Annotated in this window: 17 protein-coding genes and 1 tRNA gene; 13 read left to right on the top strand and 5 right to left on the bottom strand. The window is 66.3% G+C overall.

The genetic code is table 11. From position 1 onward, the window contains the following. Nucleotides 1–10 precede the first annotated feature (10 nt). From B4F51_RS03910 to B4F51_RS03900, 3 genes are read left to right on the top strand one after another with little or no spacing between them, the layout of a single operon-like run. Entirely contained in the window at nucleotides 11–919 is a 909-nt protein-coding gene (locus B4F51_RS03910; RefSeq protein ID WP_296223777.1) for a branched-chain amino acid ABC transporter permease, read from the top strand. A 7-nt stretch (nucleotides 920–926) separates the two neighbouring features. Then, complete coding sequence (locus tag B4F51_RS03905; protein ID WP_296223776.1) at nucleotides 927–1,724, top strand: ABC transporter ATP-binding protein; 798 nt, start codon at nucleotides 927–929, stop codon at nucleotides 1,722–1,724. Next, nucleotides 1,721–2,446, top strand: a complete 726-nt coding sequence (locus B4F51_RS03900; protein WP_296223775.1) for an ABC transporter ATP-binding protein — start codon at nucleotides 1,721–1,723, stop codon at nucleotides 2,444–2,446. The genes B4F51_RS03905 and B4F51_RS03900 overlap by 4 nt, the downstream gene beginning before the upstream one ends. 108 nt (nucleotides 2,447–2,554) lie before the next feature. Here the strand turns inward: B4F51_RS03900 and B4F51_RS03895 are convergent, their stop codons facing one another. Next, nucleotides 2,555–3,427, bottom strand: a complete 873-nt coding sequence (locus tag B4F51_RS03895) for a LysR family transcriptional regulator (protein WP_296223774.1) — start codon at nucleotides 3,425–3,427, stop codon at nucleotides 2,555–2,557. A gap of 210 nt (nucleotides 3,428–3,637) precedes the next feature. Here B4F51_RS03895 and B4F51_RS03890 point away from each other — a divergent pair, with 210 nt between their 5' ends. From B4F51_RS03890 to B4F51_RS03880, 3 genes are all read left to right on the top strand, one after another. After that, nucleotides 3,638–4,636, top strand: a complete 999-nt coding sequence (locus tag B4F51_RS03890; RefSeq protein WP_296223773.1) for a quinone oxidoreductase family protein — start codon at nucleotides 3,638–3,640, stop codon at nucleotides 4,634–4,636. Nucleotides 4,637–4,732: 96 nt separating this feature from the next. Then, a complete protein-coding gene (locus tag B4F51_RS03885; RefSeq protein WP_296223772.1) occupies nucleotides 4,733–5,050 on the top strand; it encodes a YciI family protein in 318 nt (105 codons plus the stop codon). Nucleotides 5,051–5,104: 54 nt separating this feature from the next. Beyond that, the gene (locus B4F51_RS03880) at nucleotides 5,105–6,532 is read left to right on the top strand and encodes a ClcB-like voltage-gated chloride channel protein (protein WP_296223771.1); all 1,428 of its coding nucleotides are present in this window, start codon (nucleotides 5,105–5,107) and stop codon (nucleotides 6,530–6,532) included. Between the two features lie 34 nt (nucleotides 6,533–6,566). Here the strand turns inward: B4F51_RS03880 and B4F51_RS03875 are convergent, their stop codons facing one another. After that, complete coding sequence (locus B4F51_RS03875) at nucleotides 6,567–7,844, bottom strand: MFS transporter (RefSeq protein ID WP_296223770.1); 1,278 nt, start codon at nucleotides 7,842–7,844, stop codon at nucleotides 6,567–6,569. 127 nt (nucleotides 7,845–7,971) lie between these two features. Here B4F51_RS03875 and B4F51_RS03870 point away from each other — a divergent pair, with 127 nt between their 5' ends. After that, a complete protein-coding gene (locus B4F51_RS03870; RefSeq protein ID WP_296223769.1) occupies nucleotides 7,972–8,934 on the top strand; it encodes a LysR family transcriptional regulator in 963 nt (320 codons plus the stop codon). 34 nt (nucleotides 8,935–8,968) lie between these two features. Here B4F51_RS03870 and B4F51_RS03865 read toward each other — a convergent pair whose 3' ends face one another. Continuing rightward, the gene (locus B4F51_RS03865; RefSeq protein WP_296223768.1) at nucleotides 8,969–11,497 is read right to left on the bottom strand and encodes a PEP/pyruvate-binding domain-containing protein; all 2,529 of its coding nucleotides are present in this window, start codon (nucleotides 11,495–11,497) and stop codon (nucleotides 8,969–8,971) included. After that, nucleotides 11,497–12,126 carry a TetR/AcrR family transcriptional regulator gene (locus B4F51_RS03860; RefSeq protein ID WP_296223767.1) on the bottom strand — a complete coding sequence of 210 codons (630 nt, stop codon included), beginning with the start codon at nucleotides 12,124–12,126 and terminating at the stop codon, nucleotides 11,497–11,499. The genes B4F51_RS03865 and B4F51_RS03860 overlap by 1 nt, the downstream gene beginning before the upstream one ends. 120 nt (nucleotides 12,127–12,246) lie before the next feature. Here B4F51_RS03860 and pip point away from each other — a divergent pair, with 120 nt between their 5' ends. The 4 genes from pip to B4F51_RS03840 all read left to right on the top strand — a co-directional run bounded on the left by pip (nucleotide 12,247) and on the right by B4F51_RS03840 (nucleotide 16,041). Continuing rightward, nucleotides 12,247–13,200: a prolyl aminopeptidase gene (gene pip, locus B4F51_RS03855; protein WP_296223766.1), complete on the top strand. Its 954-nt coding sequence runs from the start codon at nucleotides 12,247–12,249 to the stop codon at nucleotides 13,198–13,200. A gap of 4 nt (nucleotides 13,201–13,204) precedes the next feature. Next, nucleotides 13,205–14,110: a LysR family transcriptional regulator gene (locus B4F51_RS03850; protein ID WP_296223765.1), complete on the top strand. Its 906-nt coding sequence runs from the start codon at nucleotides 13,205–13,207 to the stop codon at nucleotides 14,108–14,110. Nucleotides 14,111–14,212: 102 nt separating this feature from the next. Then, entirely contained in the window at nucleotides 14,213–14,875 is a 663-nt protein-coding gene (locus tag B4F51_RS03845; RefSeq protein ID WP_296223764.1) for an HAD-IA family hydrolase, read from the top strand. 14 nt (nucleotides 14,876–14,889) lie between these two features. After that, entirely contained in the window at nucleotides 14,890–16,041 is a 1,152-nt protein-coding gene (locus tag B4F51_RS03840) for a DSD1 family PLP-dependent enzyme (protein WP_296223763.1), read from the top strand. Between the two features lie 56 nt (nucleotides 16,042–16,097). Here B4F51_RS03840 and B4F51_RS03835 read toward each other — a convergent pair. Beyond that, nucleotides 16,098–16,182 (bottom strand) — tRNA-Leu (locus B4F51_RS03835). Nucleotides 16,183–16,374: 192 nt separating this feature from the next. Here B4F51_RS03835 and blaOXA point away from each other — a divergent pair. Next, nucleotides 16,375–17,208 carry a class D beta-lactamase gene (gene blaOXA / locus B4F51_RS03830; RefSeq protein ID WP_296223762.1) on the top strand — a complete coding sequence of 278 codons (834 nt, stop codon included), beginning with the start codon at nucleotides 16,375–16,377 and terminating at the stop codon, nucleotides 17,206–17,208. A gap of 274 nt (nucleotides 17,209–17,482) precedes the next feature. Further along, nucleotides 17,483–17,938, top strand: coding sequence for a nickel-responsive transcriptional regulator NikR (gene nikR, locus B4F51_RS03825; RefSeq protein ID WP_296223761.1), 456 nt, complete (start codon nucleotides 17,483–17,485; stop codon nucleotides 17,936–17,938). Nucleotides 17,939–17,958: the final 20 nt, after the last annotated feature.

The raw sequence follows: 17,958 nt of genomic DNA, 5'->3' as shown, positions 1-17,958 counted from the left end.
GGAGACCGACATGGAATGGTTCCACAACTTCTGGTCGGTCTACAGCAACCTGGTGCTCACGCTGGGCATCAATGCGCTGCTGGCGCTGTCCATTTATCTCACGCTGTCGTGCGGCCTGCTGGCGATGGCAAATGCGGCCTTTATGGGCATCGGCGCGTATACGGCGGCGCTGCTGACGATGAACGCCGAGATGCCGTTTTCGGTGGCCCTGCTGGGAGGCATGGTGGCACCGGCCGTGGTGGCCATTGTCATCGGTCGGCCGACGCTACGTCTTTCCGGCGTGTATCTGGCCATGGCTACGCTCGGTTTTGGCGAAGTCGTACGTGTGCTGATCCTGAACACCGAGAACTGGACCGGCGGCGCGCTGGGCCTGAACGGCATTCCGCAGCTGACCGAGTGGTGGCACGTGGCGCTGGCTGTGTTGGCCACGCTGTTCGTGCTGGCGCGCATGCGGCGGTCGAAGGTTGGCCGCGCTTTCGAGGCCATCAAGGAAGACGAAACCGCCGCAGGCCTCATGGGCATCAACGTGGCCGGTACCAAGCTGCTGGCGTTTACGCTGGGTGCGGCCATTGCCGGGCTGGCTGGGGCGCTCAATGCACATCTGACCTTCTTCATCGGCCCGAACGAATTTGGCTTTGACCGCGGCGTGGAAATTCTCACGATGACGATTCTGGGCGGCACCAACGGGCTGACGGGTCCGGTGCTCGGCAGCCTGATCCTGTCGCTGCTGCCCGAGCTGCTGCGTGCATTCAAGGATTTCCGCCTGGTCGTCAACGGCGTGATCCTGATGGTGATCGTGTTGTTCCTGCCCAAGGGCATCTGGGATCCGGCGCGGTTCGCGCGCTGGTTCGGCATCGAGCGCGGTGGCACCATGCCCGGCACGGGCGACACCCGGGCTGCTTCCAACGAATCGCACTGAGGCCGCCATGCTGAAACTCACCTCCATTTCCAAGCGCTTTGGCGGCCTCTCGGTCTTGCAGGACGTCAACATTGAAGTGCCGCAAGGCTGCATCTTCGGTCTGATCGGCCCGAACGGCGCCGGCAAGACGACGGTGTTCAATCTGATCACCGGCCTGCTGGCGCCCACCGGCGGCACGCTCACGTTCAACGGCGAGAACCTCGTCGGCAAGAAGCCGCACCAGATCACGCAGATGGGCATTGCGCGCACGTTCCAGAACATCCGCATCTTCAAGGAGATGACGCTGCTGGAAAACGTCGTGGTCGGCATGCATCGGCATCTGGACTACGGCGCGCCGGGCCTGCTGCTCTCGCTGCCCAAGTACCGCGCTGCCGAGCGCCGTGCGCGCGACCGTGCGCTGGAGCTGCTCTCGTGGGTCAAGCTCGACCACAAGGCGCATGACATTGCCGACAACCTCTCGTACGGTGACCAGCGCAAGCTCGAACTCGCGCGGGCGCTGGCCACCGAGCCCAAGCTGCTGCTGCTCGACGAGCCCGTCGCCGGCATGAACACCGGCGAGAAAGTCGACCTGATGGCCGAAATCGAGAACATCAAGGCGCGCGGCTACACGATCTTCATGATCGAGCACGACATGCGTTTCGTGATGGGCTTGTGCGAACGCATTGCGGTGCTCAACTTCGGCCGCATCATCGCAGAAGGGCCGCCCGAGGCGATCCGCAACGACCCGCAGGTCATCGAGGCGTACCTGGGCCGCGATGATGACGATGAAGCGAACGGCAATGCCGCGCAGAAGGAGACGGCATGACCATGTTGCTGGAAGTCAAAGGGCTGGAGGTGTCGTACGGACACATCGCGGCCGTCAAGGGCATCGACTTTGCGCTCAAGGCCGGCGAGATCACCTCGCTGGTGGGCGCAAACGGTGCGGGCAAATCGACCACGCTGCTGGCGCTGTCGGGCCTGATCCCGAAGTCGCAGGGTGATGTGCGCGGCCAGATCCTGTTCGACGGCGAAGACGTCACGCAGTGGTCTGCCCACAAGCGTGTGGAACGCGGCATCGTGCAGGTGGCCGAAGGGCGCGCCACGCTCACCACGATGACGGTGCGCGAAAACCTGGAGCTGGGTGCCTATACGCGCAAGGACAAGGGCCAGATCGCCTCCGACCTGGAGCGGGTGTTCCACCTGTTCCCGCGCCTGAAGGAGCGCATCGACGGTCTGGCGGGCAACCTCTCGGGCGGTGAGCAGCAGATGCTTGCCATCGGCCGCGCGTTGATGGCTCGCCCGCGCGTGCTCCTGCTGGATGAACCGTCGATGGGTCTCGCGCCGATCATCGTGCAGGAGATCTTCCGCATCCTGCGCACCATCAACGCCGAGGGTCTGACGATCTTCCTGGTCGAACAGAACGTGCGTCAGGCGTTGAAGATCGCGCAGCACGGCTATGTGCTGGAGACCGGCGAGATCGTGCTGGCTGACAGCGGTAAAAACCTGCTGGGCAATCCGCGCGTGCTCGAAGCCTACCTGGGCGGCTGAGTGTTCCGAACGCGCCTCGGCATGCAATATTGCCGAGGCGCAAGAGCCGCATATCCATTGGGTTTGCGGTTCATTTCCATCCAAAAGCGTACCCGTTTCTGCGTACGCTCAAATCCCCGCCAACACGTGGCGCTGTGCGTCGAACAGCGCGATCAATGCGTCGGCCACGGCCCGCACGCGCGGCGAGCGCCGCACGTCCGGATGGATCACCAGCCAGATTTCCCGGTGCAACGCGGGATCATCCACGGGTAGCCGGCGCAAAAGCGTACCCATTTCTGCGGACGCGCCGAGGAAGTGCGGCAGCGCCGCCACGCCCAGCCCGGCCAGTGCCGCCTGGTGTATCGCCGATAGATCGCTGCAGCGCAGGACCACGTGGCGCTCGCCCGCGTATTCGTCGAGCCAGCGCTGCTGCGGCACGTGGCGCAGGCGCTCGTCATAGCCGATGAACTCCCATTCCGCCTCGGGCCGCGCCAGCACCTCGGGCGTCGCATAAAGGCCATAGCCGAGATCACCGAGCGGCCGCGTGGCCAGCGTGGACACGGTCGGGCGTGACAGCCGGATGGCGAGATCGGCCTCGTGCGCCACCAGGTTGGCATTGCGCGTCTCGCCCAGCAGGACCAGGCTGATCCCAGGCCATTGGCGGCGCAGTGCGGCCAGGTGCGGCGCGATGAAGTGGCTTGCGATGGTGGGCGGCGCCGAGATGCGCACCGTCCCGCGCAGGCTGCCCGCACCCGCCGCTGCGCGCGCGAAGCCGGCAGCCTCCTGTTCCATGCGCTCAGCGCGCTCGGCCAGCGCACTGCCCTCGGCTGTCAGACGCCAGCCGCGCGGCAGGCGGTCGAACAGCCGCACGCCGAGCGACTGCTCCAGCGCGTCGGCTCGCCGCGCCACTGTGGTGTGTTCCACCGCCAGCCGCCGCGCTGCGGCCGACAGGCTGCCTTCGCGCGCCAGCACAAGGAAGTAGCGCACGTCATCCCACTGCAAGGAAGAAGAAGGTTCGGCTGCAGCCGCGCGTGCCAATGCGCGCGCGGGTATTTGTCTGGGCCGAACTGGGTTTTTTTGCACAGAAGATGCTCAGTTTTTACGAATTCCCGGGCGATTCTGAACGGAATACGCTTGTTTCACAACGTGGCGATTGCAGTGCATCGCACCACGAAACCGAAAAGCGTACCTATTTCTGCGAGGACATTTGCCATGCATACCAAGGTGATCCAACTCCGCGAACCCGGTCCGGCATTGGGTTTGCAACCCGCCAGCCTGATGCTGCCGCCGCCCGCGCCCAATGCGCTGACGGTGCGCCACACCGCCATCGGCGTGAACTTTGTCGACGTGTATCACCGTGCCGGGCTGTATCCGGTGCCGGCATTTCCAGCCGTGCTGGGAGTGGAGGGCGTCGGGGTGGTGGAAGCCGTGGGCTCGGATGTGCGCGGCTTCGTGGTCGGCCAGCGCGTGGCCTGGGCAGGGTTGATGGACGGCGCGCCCGGTGGTTATGCCAGCCACCGCAACGTTCTCGCCGAGCGGGCCATCGCCCTGCCGGATGCGCTGGACGATGAGACCGTCGCCGCCACGCTGATGCGCGGCATCACTGCGCACATGCTGCTGTCGCGGGTACGGCAGGTTCATGCTGGCGACACGGTGCTCGTGCACGCGGCGGCCGGCGGCCTCGGTGTGCTGCTGGTGCAGTGGGCCAAGCGCCTGGGTGCGCGTGTGATCGGCACGGTGGGCAGCGAGGCCAAGGCAGCCATTGCGCTCGGTCACGGCGCGGATCACGTCGTGCTGTATCGCCAGCAAGACGTGCGCGAAGCCGTGCTGCAACTGACGGAAGGCGAGGGCGTCGACTACGTCATCGATGGCATTGGCGGCCCGATGCTGAAGACGTCCCTTTCGGTGACGCGGCCATTCGGCATGGTGGCGAGCATCGGCCAGGCTGGCGACGTCGGCAATACGCAAGCGGACACCATCGATTTTGCGGCGCTCGGGCCGTCGCGTTCCATCGCGCTGGCGCGACCGGGCGTGTTCCGCTACATGGCCGATCTGTCGCGCTATCGCGCCGGTGCGCAGGCGGCGCTGCAACGCATGCTCGATGGCGTGCGCGTGCCGATGGGCGGCACCTATGCGCTGGAGGATGCGGCAGCCGCCCACGCGGCGCTGGAGGCCGGCCACACCACGGGCGCACTGTTGCTGCGACCTTGAGCGTACCCATTTCTGCGAGACGTTCGGCAAGGGGAAGGCGTCTTGCGCAATGCCGTTTCACGGCACCCCGCTCACCCTGTAGAAGGAGTTGGTTCCATGCTGTACCTGATTCTTTTCACCTATCGCGCCCCGTTGTCTGAGATGGACCGCGTGCTGCCCGCCCATCGCGCGCACCTGGAAGCCCACTACGCCAGCGGACACTTCCTGATGTCCGGGCCGTTCTTCCCGCGGGAGGGCGGAGGCATCCTGGCGCGTGCAGGCTCCCGCGACGAGATCGATGCCATCGTCGCGCGCGATCCGTTTGTGATGGAAAACCTCGCTGAGGCGCGCGTGATCGCCTGGGGCCCGAACCGGCGTGTTACCGGGTTGCCCGAGGCGTGGTTTGCCGACGGGGCGGTGAGCGCATCAACGTAAAACGGCCCAGTCGCCTGCCCGCTATCATGACGGTCTGCCGTCCATGGGACCGTCATGACCGATACGCCCACGCCACCATCGCCCAATCCGTCGCCGCGCCCTGCCTGGTGGCAGCGTGTGGCCGCACGATTGCCGTTCGGGCACGAGCATCTGGTGTTTGTCTATGCCGGGCTGATCGGCTGCGCGGGGGCCTTGTCGACGATCCTGTTCCGTGAATGCTTGCGTCAGTTGCAATGGTGGCTCTCGGGCACCGACCAGGGTCTGGTGGCCACGGCGCGCGCGCTGCCGTGGTGGGCGCGCTTGCTGGTGCCGACACTCGGCGGCGTGTTGGCCGGGCTGACGCTGCAGTTCGGGCTGAAGTGGTTTCCGCGCAAGGGCTCCGAAGACTACATGGAAGCCATTGCGGTGGGCGACGGCGTGCTGAGCGCGCGGCAGAGTCTGGTGCGCAGTGCGTCGTCGCTGTGCTCGGTGGCCAGCGGCGCGTCTATCGGGCGTGAAGGTCCGATGGTGCAACTGGCGGCGATGTGCGGCTCGTTGCTGGGGCGTGTGCTGCGGCACGTGACGCCGGTCTCGGTGGAGCAGTTGCGCCTGCTGGTCGCGTGCGGCGCGGCGGCCGGCATCACCTCCGCCTACAACGCGCCCATTTCCGGCGCCATCTTCGTCTGCGAGATCGTCTTCGGTGTCATCACCACGGCCACGCTGGGGCCGCTGCTGGTGGCGGCTGTCACCGCCGACATCGTGCTGCGCCAGTTCTTCGGGTACGGCGCGGTCTATGAAATGCCGCACTTCGATTTCGTGTCGGGTTGGGAGGTGCTGACGTATCTCGGGCTCGGTCTGGCGGCGGGGATGGTGGGGCCGCTGCTGCTAGGGCTGATCGACCGCGCGCGCGATGCCTTTGCACGCACGAAATTGCCGCTGACGTTGCGGCTGGCATTGGGCGGGCTGATCGTCGGTGCGTTGTCGACGCGCGTGCCCGAGGTCTGGGGCAACGGCTACAGCGTCGTCAACGGCTTCCTGCACGAGCCGTGGCTGTGGCAGACCGTGGCGCTGGTGCTGATTTGCAAGGTGGCGGCGACGGCGGCCAGCGCAGGTTCAGGCGCGGTGGGCGGCGTGTTCACGCCCACACTGTTCTGCGGCGCGGCGCTGGGGCTGCTGTACGGCACCGGCATGCACGCGCTGCTGCCCGGCGCGGCGCCGGTACCCATCAGCTACGCAGTGGTGGGCATGGGCGCGTTGCTGGCGGCCACCACGCACGCGCCGCTCATGTCGATCCTGATGATCTTCGAGATGACCCTGTCGTACCAGGTGGTGCTGCCGCTCATGCTGGCGTGCATCACCGGCTATGTGACGGCGCACGCGGCAGGTGCGCCGTCGGTGTATGCGCGCGCGCTGGCGCGGAATCAGCAAGATGCGCGAGAAGATACACGGGACGAAGCGCAACGTCCGACGCCGTCGGTACCTACAAACGGCACGCAGAAATAGGTACGCAGCAATGGATGCGCAGAAATGGGTACGCTCAGCCGGCCAACCCGGACGCTTGCGAGTCCGTGCCGGTATCGGCCGGTGCGATGGCGCGTGAGCGGCCGTACGCCCGCATCAGCATGAAGCTGAGCAGGAAGCTGATTCCGCCGGCCAGCAGCAGGCCGGTTTCGCCGAGCACCGGCAGCAGATTGGTCAGCAAGCCCGTGACCACCCACGCCACGGCCATGACCGACCCAGCGACGCCCAACGCCCAGCCTTGCCGGTTTTCGCTCACGGCGTCGGAGAACGCGGTGTACATCGTCGTGTAGGCAACCATGTCGAAGCAGCCGACGAGCGCGGCCAGCGCCCAAAGCAGGCCCTCATAGGGCAACAGACCGGACAGGATCTGCGCAACGCCGGCAACCAGCAGACCCGTCTTGGCGATATCGATGACACTCCATACGCGCAGCATGAGGCGTACCACGCACAGCAGGCCAAAGACGAAGCACACGCCGATCGCCCCGCTGAACAGGCCGAGCTGCGCGCTGCTGTAGTGGAAGTTGGTCTGGAGCAGCAGCATGATCGTCTGCAGGTAGAGGCCGTAGCCGATCTGCATCAGGAAGAAGACCACGGACAGGAACGCAACCGCCTTGTGCCTGACCGCCTGATGCATGACGCGCAGCGGCAGCAGTACGTCCATCTGGCGCTTGCCCGTGGGGGTAGCGGTATCCCGATACGACACCCACATCCAGACGCCGCACATTAGCGATAGCGTACCGACCAGCAGGAACGGGGTTTCGTACCCGAAGATCGGTGCGATCTGCCGGTCCGAGGCGATGCCTCCGAGCACGGGGCCGACAATCACGCCGGCGCTGAACGCGAGCGACATGATGCTCATATTGAAGGCCTTGTTCTCGGGCGTGCTCATGTCGGTGATGGCGGCTTGCGCGATGCCCTGGCAGCCGGCCATCAGGCCGCTCAGGCCGCGGCCGAGCAGCAGCAGTGCCACGCTCGATCCGAGCACGCCGACTGCCATCAGGAAGTAGCTGAGCGACAAGCCGAAGACGCACAGCAGCAGGATTTTCCGGCGCCCGTAGCCGTCAGACAGTTCCCCCATCAGCGACGAGCCGAAGAACATGCAGAGCGGATAGACACCGTAGCCCAGGCCCAGATAGAAGTTGCGCAGGTGCGCGCTGGCGTGAGGAGACAACAGGCCGGCCTGCGGATCGCCGAAGATGGCCGACATCATCGGGTACACCAAACCGAAGCCCATGGCGTCGATGGCGATGGCAAACAAGCAGGAGCCGAGCCGCTTGAGGTTGAGTGAAGTCATATGCAGTGCGCGTGGCGGATGAACGATGGCGGCCAGCGTAGCCGCCGCACCCGCTGCTTCGGTAGGCCTGCGTTCCTGATGACACTTATCGGCTCAGCCGATAACGGATGCTGCTACGATGCGGCGCATGGACCTCTTAGCCGCCATGCGGATCTTCGTGCGCGTGGTCGAGCGCGGCAGCTTGTCGGCCGCCGCGCGCGACCTTGGGATCGGCCAGCCTGCCGTCAGCGAGCGCATTCAGCAGCTCGAGCGCCAGCTTGGCGTGTCGCTGCTTCGACGCAGCACGCGCGCGGTGTCCTGTACCGAAGAAGGCAGCCTCTTCTACGAGCGGTGCAAGCGGGTGATCGAGGCGGCCGAAGACGCTTGTGCTGCCGTCTCACCTGACCAGCAGGCGCTGCGTGGTGTGTTGCGCATCGCCGTGCCGCAGGGGCTGGGCGAAGTGGCGCTGCCTGTGTTGCTGCAGCGTTTGCGTGAACAACAGCCGCAATTGCGGATCGACCTGATCCTGAACGACCGCGTGGTCGACCCCGTGACCGAAGGCGTGGACATCTCGCTGCGCCTGGGGCAGCCCGGTGAGGGCAATTTCATTGCGCGCCGGCTGGGCCATGTGCGCCGTGTGCTGGTGGCGGCGCCAAGCTATCTCGCTCGCCACGAAGCACCGGACACGCCCCATGCGCTCGTCGCACATCCGTTTATCCGGGTGCTCGGGCTGTTTGGTGATGGCCAGTTGCCGCTGATCGATGCGCGGCGGCAATCGCGCATCTCGGTGCCGATCAGCGTGGCCATGAGCGTGAGCCACTGGCGGCCGGTGCACGAACTGCTGCAGAGCGGCGCCGGCATCGGCGTGCTGCAGGAGCCGGTGTGCGCCGATGCGTTGGCGGCGGGTCGTTTGACGCGGGTCCTGCCGGACTACACCGTCCCCGGTTTCGACTTGCATGCGCTGATTCCCGCTGCACGGCCGATTCCGTCAAGGACGCGCGTGTTCCTGGCGCTGCTGGAGGCGCATCTGCAAGCGGTGCCCGGACTGACGCTTGAGGCTTCCCGGGCCGCAGTTCCCGTCACGGGCCAGGAACCCGCCTACGACGCGTAGGCCGGCAGCCGGCCGCCGCAATCGACATCGGCATTCAGGCCGATACCCGCGCGACCGTACCCGCATCGCCATCCACGCGGAGCATCTCGCCATCCTTCAACCGGGCGCGGATGCCGGGCACATTCACCACCGCCGGAATGCCAAACTCGCGCGCCACGATGGCGCCGTGCGAGAGGTAGCCACCGGTTTCCATGACCAGCGCGCCGGCCTTCAGGAACAGCGGCGTCCACGCGGGGTCGGTGCTCGGGGCGACCAGCACGTCGCCGGCTTGCAGTGCAGTGCCGGCGGCGGCGTGGTTCACCAGTCGGGCCTGTCCTTGCGCCGCGCCTGCACCAACGGCGGTGCCGGTCCAGGTATCGCTGCCCGACGTGATGGGGGCAGCGAACGGGGCGGGTGCTTCGCCGTGTTCGGTGACGATGTCCGGCTCGTGCTCGGCAGCCCAGCGTTCGAGCTGTTGCCGGCGCGCGCGTGCCCGCCGTGCGGCAAAGTGCAGCGGCAACTTGCCGGTGGCCGCATCCGCGCATTCGTTTAGTGTCAGGTTGAAGATGTCTGCGGGCACATCGAGCCCTTCGGGACCGCCCAGTTGACCGGCGAGCTTCAGCAGGCCGATGCGCAGTGCCTCCAGGTAGGCCACCAGCGCACTGCGTGCCGCCTCGCGCTGGTTGCTGTCACGCACGGCGTTCTTGAGCATCGCCCGCACGATCGGGCGCAGCCAGAACGGTAAGCGCTGCCATGCCTGTTGAGACGCAGCCTGTTGTCGTTGCCGCACGGCTTGTGCATCGCTACCCATCAGCCCGACGACCAGGTCGAGCAGATAGTCAGGCTGCTCGCGCCAGCGCGGGTTGTGGAAATAGCTCTCTTCAATTGCGCGATGGCCGTAGTGCTCCAGGAACGCACCGAACTGCTGGCGGAATGGGCTGTGCGCAGGCAGTTGCAGCGCCCATTGCGCGCTGGCGCGTGTGCCACTGCGCAGCCAGGCGAGTGCCTCGGCATCCGCCGCAGCGGTTTGCGCCAGTGCTATCAGGTCGTAACTCTGCTGCGCCGTCACGCTGGGCTCCGCGCCGGCCATGAGCGCTGCGGCAAGCGCGTGGCCCTCGCCCGGGCACTGTTTCTCGATCACGTCGATCAGGCCCGAGACGGAGCCGCCCGCCGAGCCCTGCAGGAAGAACAGGCTGTCGGCGGCGCGCACGGTGGCGAAGCGCTCGCGCAGGCAAGCGGCCAGCGCTGCGGCATCTTCGGGCCAGGGTTCTTCTCGCCATTGCGCGGCGTGCCTGCGCGCGCGGTTGAGGTCGCTCTGCGCATGGCGGCGCGTGGTGCCAGCGTGGAGCAGATAGCGCACGAGGCGCGCGCCGCGTGCCAGGCGCTGCGACCACGTGACCGGCGGCAGCGCAATCTCCGGCTGCGTACCACCCAGCATGCTGTTGATGGCGCGCGGCGCGATGCCGAACGCGTCGAATGCCTCCCACTGCATCAACGAGACATCGAGATAGAGGCGGCCGCCAAACAGCGCGGCGCGGTCCAGTCCCGGCAGCACCGGATACCCCGCCAGCCCGTAGGCGAGCGTGAGCATGCGGTTGGCGGCGTGGCCGTAGAGCGCCCAGTCAATGGGCGACAGCGGCGCTGGAAACACCTCGCGCGTGTTGCCGCGCGACCAGAACCCGGGCTGCGTTTTGAGGGCGGCGTACGTATGCCGGCCACGTGTGGTGACGGGGCGCGCCTGCACGATCCAGAAGCGCTGGCCGTCCCAGACCCATTCCAGGTCGTAGCGCGGCTGGGCAAAATCGAGTGCGCGCGCCGTGTCGCGGGCCAGCGTGGCGAGGGCGACGAGCTGCGCGTCGTCCAGCACGGCACGGCACGCATCTTCAGCAGCGGTATCGGCGAGCGTCGTGCCGCCTTCGGGCAGCGCACGCGTCATGCGAGTCTTCTTGCCGATGCGGCGTTCGAACACGTGCAACGCATCGTTCTCGGGCGAGACTTCCAGCAGGAACGTATCGCCATCGGCCTGTCCGCCCACCAGCGCTTCGCCCAGACCCCAGTGCGCGTTGATGACGATCTGGTCATCCCGGCCGTTCTGCGGATCGCATGTGAAGGCGATGCCAGCAGCCACTGCCGGCAGCATTGGCATGATGACAACGGCCATGGCCAGATCTGTGCCGTCGATGCCGAAGCGCTCACGGTAGGCCCTGGCCTGCGGCGTGTGTGCGGAATCCCATACGGCTTGCACAGCGTCGGCTACCGCCCGCGGCCCGACGACGTTCAGGCGCGTTTCGTGGATGCCCGCGAAGGAGCGCTGTGCGGAATCCTCTTGCGGCGCCGACGAGCGCACCGCCAGCGGCGTGTTCTGCCAACCGCGTGCGGCCAGGGCTTGCGAGAGCGCGGCCAGCACGGCGTCCGGCGCGGCATCGCCCGGCGTGCGTTCGCGGCTGGCCTGAGCGGCCAGCACGAAACCCTCGGGCACTGGTACGCCCAGCGTTGCCAGCCGGCCGAGCTGCCATCCCTTGCCGCCGGCCACCGTCGCACCGGCTGCTGACGCGGCCGGCCAATCGAGTATGAGGGGCTGCATTACGCCTCCTTGCGGCCGACGCCGTGCAGGAACACGTTGATGATGGCGGCGAAGGCCTCGTGCAGATCCACCTCCGGGCGCGCAAGCCAGCGCATCAAGGCACCGAGGTAGAGGTATTCGAACAACCCCGCGAGGTGCTCGGCGTCGAGCCGCGTGTCGAGTTCGCCAGACTGCTGGGCCGTTCCGATGAGCGCCGTGAACACCGCTTCAAGCCCGCTGCGCTTGTCTGCGTCGCGCTCGCGCGCGGCCAGGTCGGCGCTGGCGAAGCGGTAGCGGAAGTAGGGGGCAAGGTAGGGGCGGCGCACGTTGCACCAGTCGGCCGACGCCGAGAGCAGCACCGACAGGCGCGACGAGAAATCGGGCTGTGACTCGATGCGCGGGCGCAGTTGCGCGCCACCGGCCGCCAGCTCGGTATGGAACTGGTGGGCCAGCAGCGCTTCCTTGACCGGGAAATGGTTGTACAGCGTGCCCTTGGAGACGTCGGCCTGTGCGGCAATCTGCTCCATCGTCACCGCGTCGTAGCCGTGTTGTTCAAACAGGGCAAAGGCCGTGGCGGCCAGGTGATCCAGCGTCTGGGTGCGCTTGCGCTCGCGGCGGCCGGTTTCGATGGGCATCGGGATTGACGGCATGATGGGTTCGCTGATTTGTGAGCGACGTGCAATTTTATACGTCGTTCAAAAATATGCGCAAGCATGATCCTCTCTGTAGAATCAGCGCACCCAATTTGCAACGTATCGACAGGACCGACCATGTCTGAACTGCGCACCCTCTATCCGCCCATCGAACCCTACGAAACCGGCATGCTCGACGTGGGCGACGGCCACACGATCTACTACGAGCGCGTCGGCACGCGTGGCGCCAAGCCGGCAGTGTTCCTCCACGGCGGGCCGGGCGGTGGCATCTCGCCCGACCACCGCCGCCTGTTCGACCCGGCGCGCTACGACGTGATGCTGTTCGACCAGCGCGGCTGCGGGCGCTCGACGCCGCATGCGGGGCTGGAAGCCAACACCACGTGGCATCTGGTGGCCGATATCGAGCGTTTGCGCGTGCTGGCCGGCGCCCAGCGCTGGCTCGTGTTCGGTGGCTCGTGGGGTTCGACGCTGGCACTGGCCTATGCGCAGAAGTACCCCGAGCATGTGAGCGAGCTGGTGCTGCGCGGCGTCTACACCGTCTCGCAGGCGGAGCTGCGCTGGTATTACCAATACGGCGTGTCGGAGATGTTCCCCGAGAAATGGGACCGCTTCCAGGCGCCCATCCCCGAGGCCGAGCGCGGCGACATGATCGCGGCCTACCGCAAGGTGCTCACCGGCGACGACACGGCCAAGCAGATCGAAGCCGCCCGCGCCTGGAGCGTGTGGGAAGGCGAGACCATCACCCTGCTACCTGATCCGAACAACAGCGCCAAGCACGCGGACGACCATTTCGCGCTGGCCTTCGCGCGGCTGGAGAACCATTACTTCACGCATCAGTGCTGGCTGGAAGAGGGCCAATTGCTGCGCGAGGCGCATCGGCTGGCCGGCATTCCCGGGGTGATCGTGCACGGCCGCTACGACATGCCGTGCCCCGTGCGTTACGCCTATGCGCTGCACCAGGCGTGGCCCGATGCGTCCTTCCACCTGATCGAAGGCGCCGGCCACGCATGGACCGAGCCCGGCATCCTCGATCAGCTCGTCGCCGCGACAGACCGCTTCGCGGGCAAGTAAGCCCATGACCGACTCCGCCGACCTGCGCTTCCTGCTGAGCATCCAGCAGAACGGCAGCCTCGTGGCCACGGCGCGGGTGCTGGGCTTGACGCCCTCGGCGGTGTCGCGGCGTCTGCAGCAGCTTGAGAAGAAGTTGGGCACGCGGCTGGTCGACCGCACGGCGCGCAGCCTGCGCTTTACGCAAGAGGGCACGTTGCTGTGCGAGCGCGGCGCGGAACTGATCCGGCAGCTTGATGCGCTGACTGAGGATCTGCAGACGCGCCGCGGCGGCGTGGTTGGCACGCTCAAGGTCAACGCGCCGCTGGGGTTTGGCCGGCGCTACGTGGCCCCGATGATCGGCGACTTCCAGCAGGCACATCCCGACGTCGACATCCAATTGACGCTTTCCGATGCGCCGTTGATCGAAGCGGCCGACCGTTTCGACGTGGTCGTGCATATCGGCGCATTGCAGGCATCCAACCTCGTCGGCCATGCGATTGCGCCGAATGCGCGCCTGGTCTGCGCGTCGCCGGCCTTCGTCAAGCGCTTCGGCATGCCCGAGACGCCGGACGATCTTGCCGCGCTGCCGTGCATCGTGCTGCGCGAGAACCGCGAGGACGTGTCGCTCTGGCATTTCAGCAAGGGGCGGACAAGCCGCAGCGTGCGCGTGCCCTCCCAGCTCAGTTGCAATGACGGCGACGTGATCCGTCGTTGGGCGTGCGAGGGGCGCGGCGTGATCCTGCGCTCTGAATGGGACGTCGCCGATGACCTGCGCTCCGGACGGCTGGTGCGGTTGCTGCCAAGCTGGAAGTCGCCCGACGCCAACGTGATTGCACTCACACACGGCCGGGCGGGCCTGCCGCAGCGCACGCGCCGCTTCATGCAGGTGCTGCAGGCGCACTTCAGGCCACAGCCGCCGTGGCGCGCATGATGTAGCCAGACTGAATCTCTGAGTCAAATCGGCTTCACCGAAAGCCGGCCCGCACTGCCTACAATCGGCTGCATCGATTCACACCGATTGCAGGTGAAAAGCGTGACCTCTTCTCCTTCCTCACCGGCCTCTCCGAAGGCCGTCCTCTTCGATCTGCTGACCGCGCTGCTGGATTCTTGGTCGCTGTGGGACCGTGCAGCGGGCTCGCAGCGGGCAGGCCGCACGTGGCGGGCAGAGTATCTGCGGCTGACCTACGGCTGCGGCACCTATGTCCCCTACGAGACGCTGGTGCGGCAGGCGGCAAGGAACGTGGGTTTGCCCGATTCCGCACCCGAAGCGCTGGAGGCCGATTGGCCGCAGCTCGCGCCCTGGAGCGGCGCCATTGAAGCCCTCACGCAATTGCGGCAGTTGCAGCCGCACTGCAAGCTGGCCGTCGTCACCAACTGCTCGGAGCGCTTGGGCCGGCAGGCTGCCGAGCGGTTTCCCATCACATGGGATGCCGTCATCACGGCGGAACGGGCGGGCATATACAAGCCCGATCCAAAGCCGTATCGCATGGCGCTCGAGCAGCTCGGCGTGGCGCGTGCCGATGCCGCCTTTGTTGCCGGCTCCAGCTACGACATGTTCGGCACGGCCGCCGTTGGCCTGCGCACGTACTGGCACAACCGCATCGGCCTCGCCCTGGTCGAGGGTGCCCAGCCGCCCGAGATCGAATCGCCGACGCTGGATGGGCTTGTGCCGTGGGCCAGCCGCTTCATCGCATGAAACCGGAAACCGTCATGACTCCCGACACCCTTGACACCCTCGGTACGCTGGACACGCCCGCTGCACTGATCGACTTGCCTCGCATGCAGCACAACATCGCACGCATGCAGCACCGCATGAACGTGCTGGGTGTGAAGTTCCGCCCGCACGTAAAGACCACCAAGTGCCTCGATGTCGTGCGCGCGCAATTGGCGGCCGGTGCGCAGGGCATTACCGTGTCGACGTTGAAGGAGGCCGAGGCGTTCTTTGCCGCCGGCGTTCGCGACATCCTGTATGCAGTGGGCATCGTTGCCGCCAAGCTGCCGCGCGCGATGGCGTTGCGCCGCAAAGGCTGTGACCTGAAGCTCGTGGTGGATAACGTGGAAGCCGCCACCGCTGTGGTCGATTACCGCCGCACACAAGGCGAGCGCTGCGAAGTGTGGATCGGAGTCGATACCGATGGCCACCGCTCCGGCATCACGCCCGAGCAGGACGCGCTGCTGGAAGTCGGCCGCATCCTGCAGGCAGGCGGCATTGACGTGGGCGGTGTGATGACGCACGCCGGCTCCAGCTATGACCTGAGCAACCATGCGGCCCTTGCCGCGCTGGCCGAGCAGGAGCGGGCCGGTTGCGTGCGTGCGGCACAGCGCCTGCGCGAAGCGGGCATCGCGTGCGCGGCCGTCAGCGTCGGGTCCACGCCGACCGCGTTGGCGACAGCGCACCTCGACGGTGTGACCGAGGTGCGCGCAGGCGTTTACGTCTTCTTCGATCTGGTTATGCACAACGTGGGCGTGTGCGCGATGGACGAGATCGCCCTGAGCGTGTTAACCACGGTGATCGGCCATCAGCCTGACAAGGGTTGGGTGATCGTCGATGCCGGCTGGATGGCGATGAGCCGAGACCGTGGCACCGCCAAGCAGGCGCATGACTATGGCTACGGGCAGCCATGCGCGCTCGATGGCACGCCGTTCGATGGACTCGTGCTGATTGGCGCGAACCAGGAGCACGGCATCTTGGCCGCCAGCGACGGCGTTGCGAGCGAAGACCTTGCAGCGCGTTTTCCGATCGGCACCCGGCTGCGCATCCTGCCCAACCACGCGTGCGCCACGGGGGCGCAGTTTCCGGAGTACCACGCGGTTTCGCGGCGCGGTGAGGTGGAGACTTGGGGGCGATTTCACGGCTGGTGATCGGCTGGCGCCAAACAGCAAAAGGCCCGCAGCGATGCGGGCCTTTTGCTTGTATCTGGTGCCCAGGAGAGGACTCGAACCTCCACGGAGTTACCCGCTAGTACCTGAAACTAGTGCGTCTACCAATTCCGCCACCTGGGCTAGGTGAGCGGCGCATTTTACAGACCGCCGGAAAATTTGCAAGCCCTTGTTGAGCGGGCGGGAATCGGTGCCGGGCACCTGCGAGCGTTACAGCCGTTACGCGCATGGCAGTCCGCAAAGCGACAACCGCGCTGTTACGCTGCCGCGCAGTTCACAGTCTCTGCAATTTCCCCCCACCCACGAGGTTGATTGATGATGAAACTCCGCCACGCCGCTACCGGCGTTCTACTGGCCGCGCTTGCCACTTGTGCCACGTTTGCGCACGCCCGGCCGATCTGCACGATCGTTGCCGATGCCGCCACCGGCAAGCCCGTCCTGCAAGAAGGGGAGTGCGCCGAGCGCGTGACGCCCGCGTCCACCTTCAAGATTGCGCTGGCGCTGATGGGCTATGACCACGGGTTCCTGAAAGATGAGCACGCGCCAGTCGAGCACTTCAAGCCCGGTGACCCCGACTGGGGCGGCGAGGCCTGGCACAAGCCGGTCGACCCCACGCTGTGGCTCAAGTATTCGGTGGTCTGGTACTCGCAGCGCATTACGCATGAGATGGGCGCGCCGACGCTTCAGTCGTACGTGCGCAAGTTCGACTACGGCAACATGGATGTGAGCGGCGACCCAGGGAAGAACAACAGCCTGGACCGCTCGTGGATCACCTCGTCGCTGAAGATCTCGCCCGAGGAGCAGATCGGCTTCATGCGCAAGATCGTCAGCCGGCAGTTGCCGGTGTCGGCGCACACATACGAGATGGTTGATCGCGTGGTCGAGTCCTGGCGCCTGCCCGGCGGCGTGGTCGTGCAGGGCAAGACCGGCACGGGCGCACCGGGCCCGGGCAATACGTCGCCCGATGGCACGTGGGACCAGGCGCACGCCTATGGCTGGTTTGTCGGCTGGGCGAAGAAGGGTGACAAGACCTACGTGTTTGCCAACCTGCTGCAGGACAACAAGCTCGAGCCGACCTCGGCCGGCATCCGCTCCCGCGATGCCATGCTCAAACGTCTGCCGCAAGCGCTGGCCCTTGCGGGTAACTGATCCTCAGAGTCATGCATGACGGTGCTCGGCCTCGCTGTGCACCGTCGCCTCATCCACGCCCAGGCGCTGGTGCAGTTCCTGCCAACCCTTGGGCATGACCAGAATCGCCCGTCAAGTCTCAGAACGTCCAGCAACGCGGCATTCGAATCCTCTCGTGGCGGCGACGATATGTGAGCGTTGCGTTGCGGGTGCGACCAGTACAATCGAGGCGCTTGCCCGCCCTTCCCAGCCTAGCCCCAGCTCTTGCACAGAGTTGGGGCCTCGCCGCCCCAATATGGAACGCTTCACGATCTCCCTGGACGATGCCCTCGCTGCTGAATTTGATCGGCTGATGACTGAGCATGGCTATGCCAACCGCTCGGAAGCGGTCCGTGACATCCTGCGTGTTCATCTGGACCGCTGGCGAGAGTCGCGCGATGAAGACGGGCCCTGCGTGGCCAACCTGTCCTACATCTATAACCACCACGAGCGTGAGTTGGCCGAGCGGCTGACGCGCATTCAGCACGCTCACCACGGCCTGACGGTGTCCACCATGCATGCTCATCTCGATGACAAGCACTGCATCGAGACCGTGATCCTGCGCGGTCCCGCCAAGGCAGTCCGCCACCTGGCCGATGCCATCAGCAGCGAGCGCGGCGTCAAGCAAGGCCAGCTCAACCTGATCATGACCTCCGGCGAATCGGGTGAAGACGGCCACGGACGTCACGGCCATCACCATCACCCGCATTGAGCCCACCGCCCGGCAGGCAC

The sequence above is a fragment of the Ralstonia sp. UBA689 genome, from assembly GCF_002298975.1.
Classification (GTDB): domain Bacteria; phylum Pseudomonadota; class Gammaproteobacteria; order Burkholderiales; family Burkholderiaceae; genus Ralstonia.
Note: the sequence above shows the minus strand (reverse complement) of the source record. Positions and strands in the feature narration are given on the sequence as shown.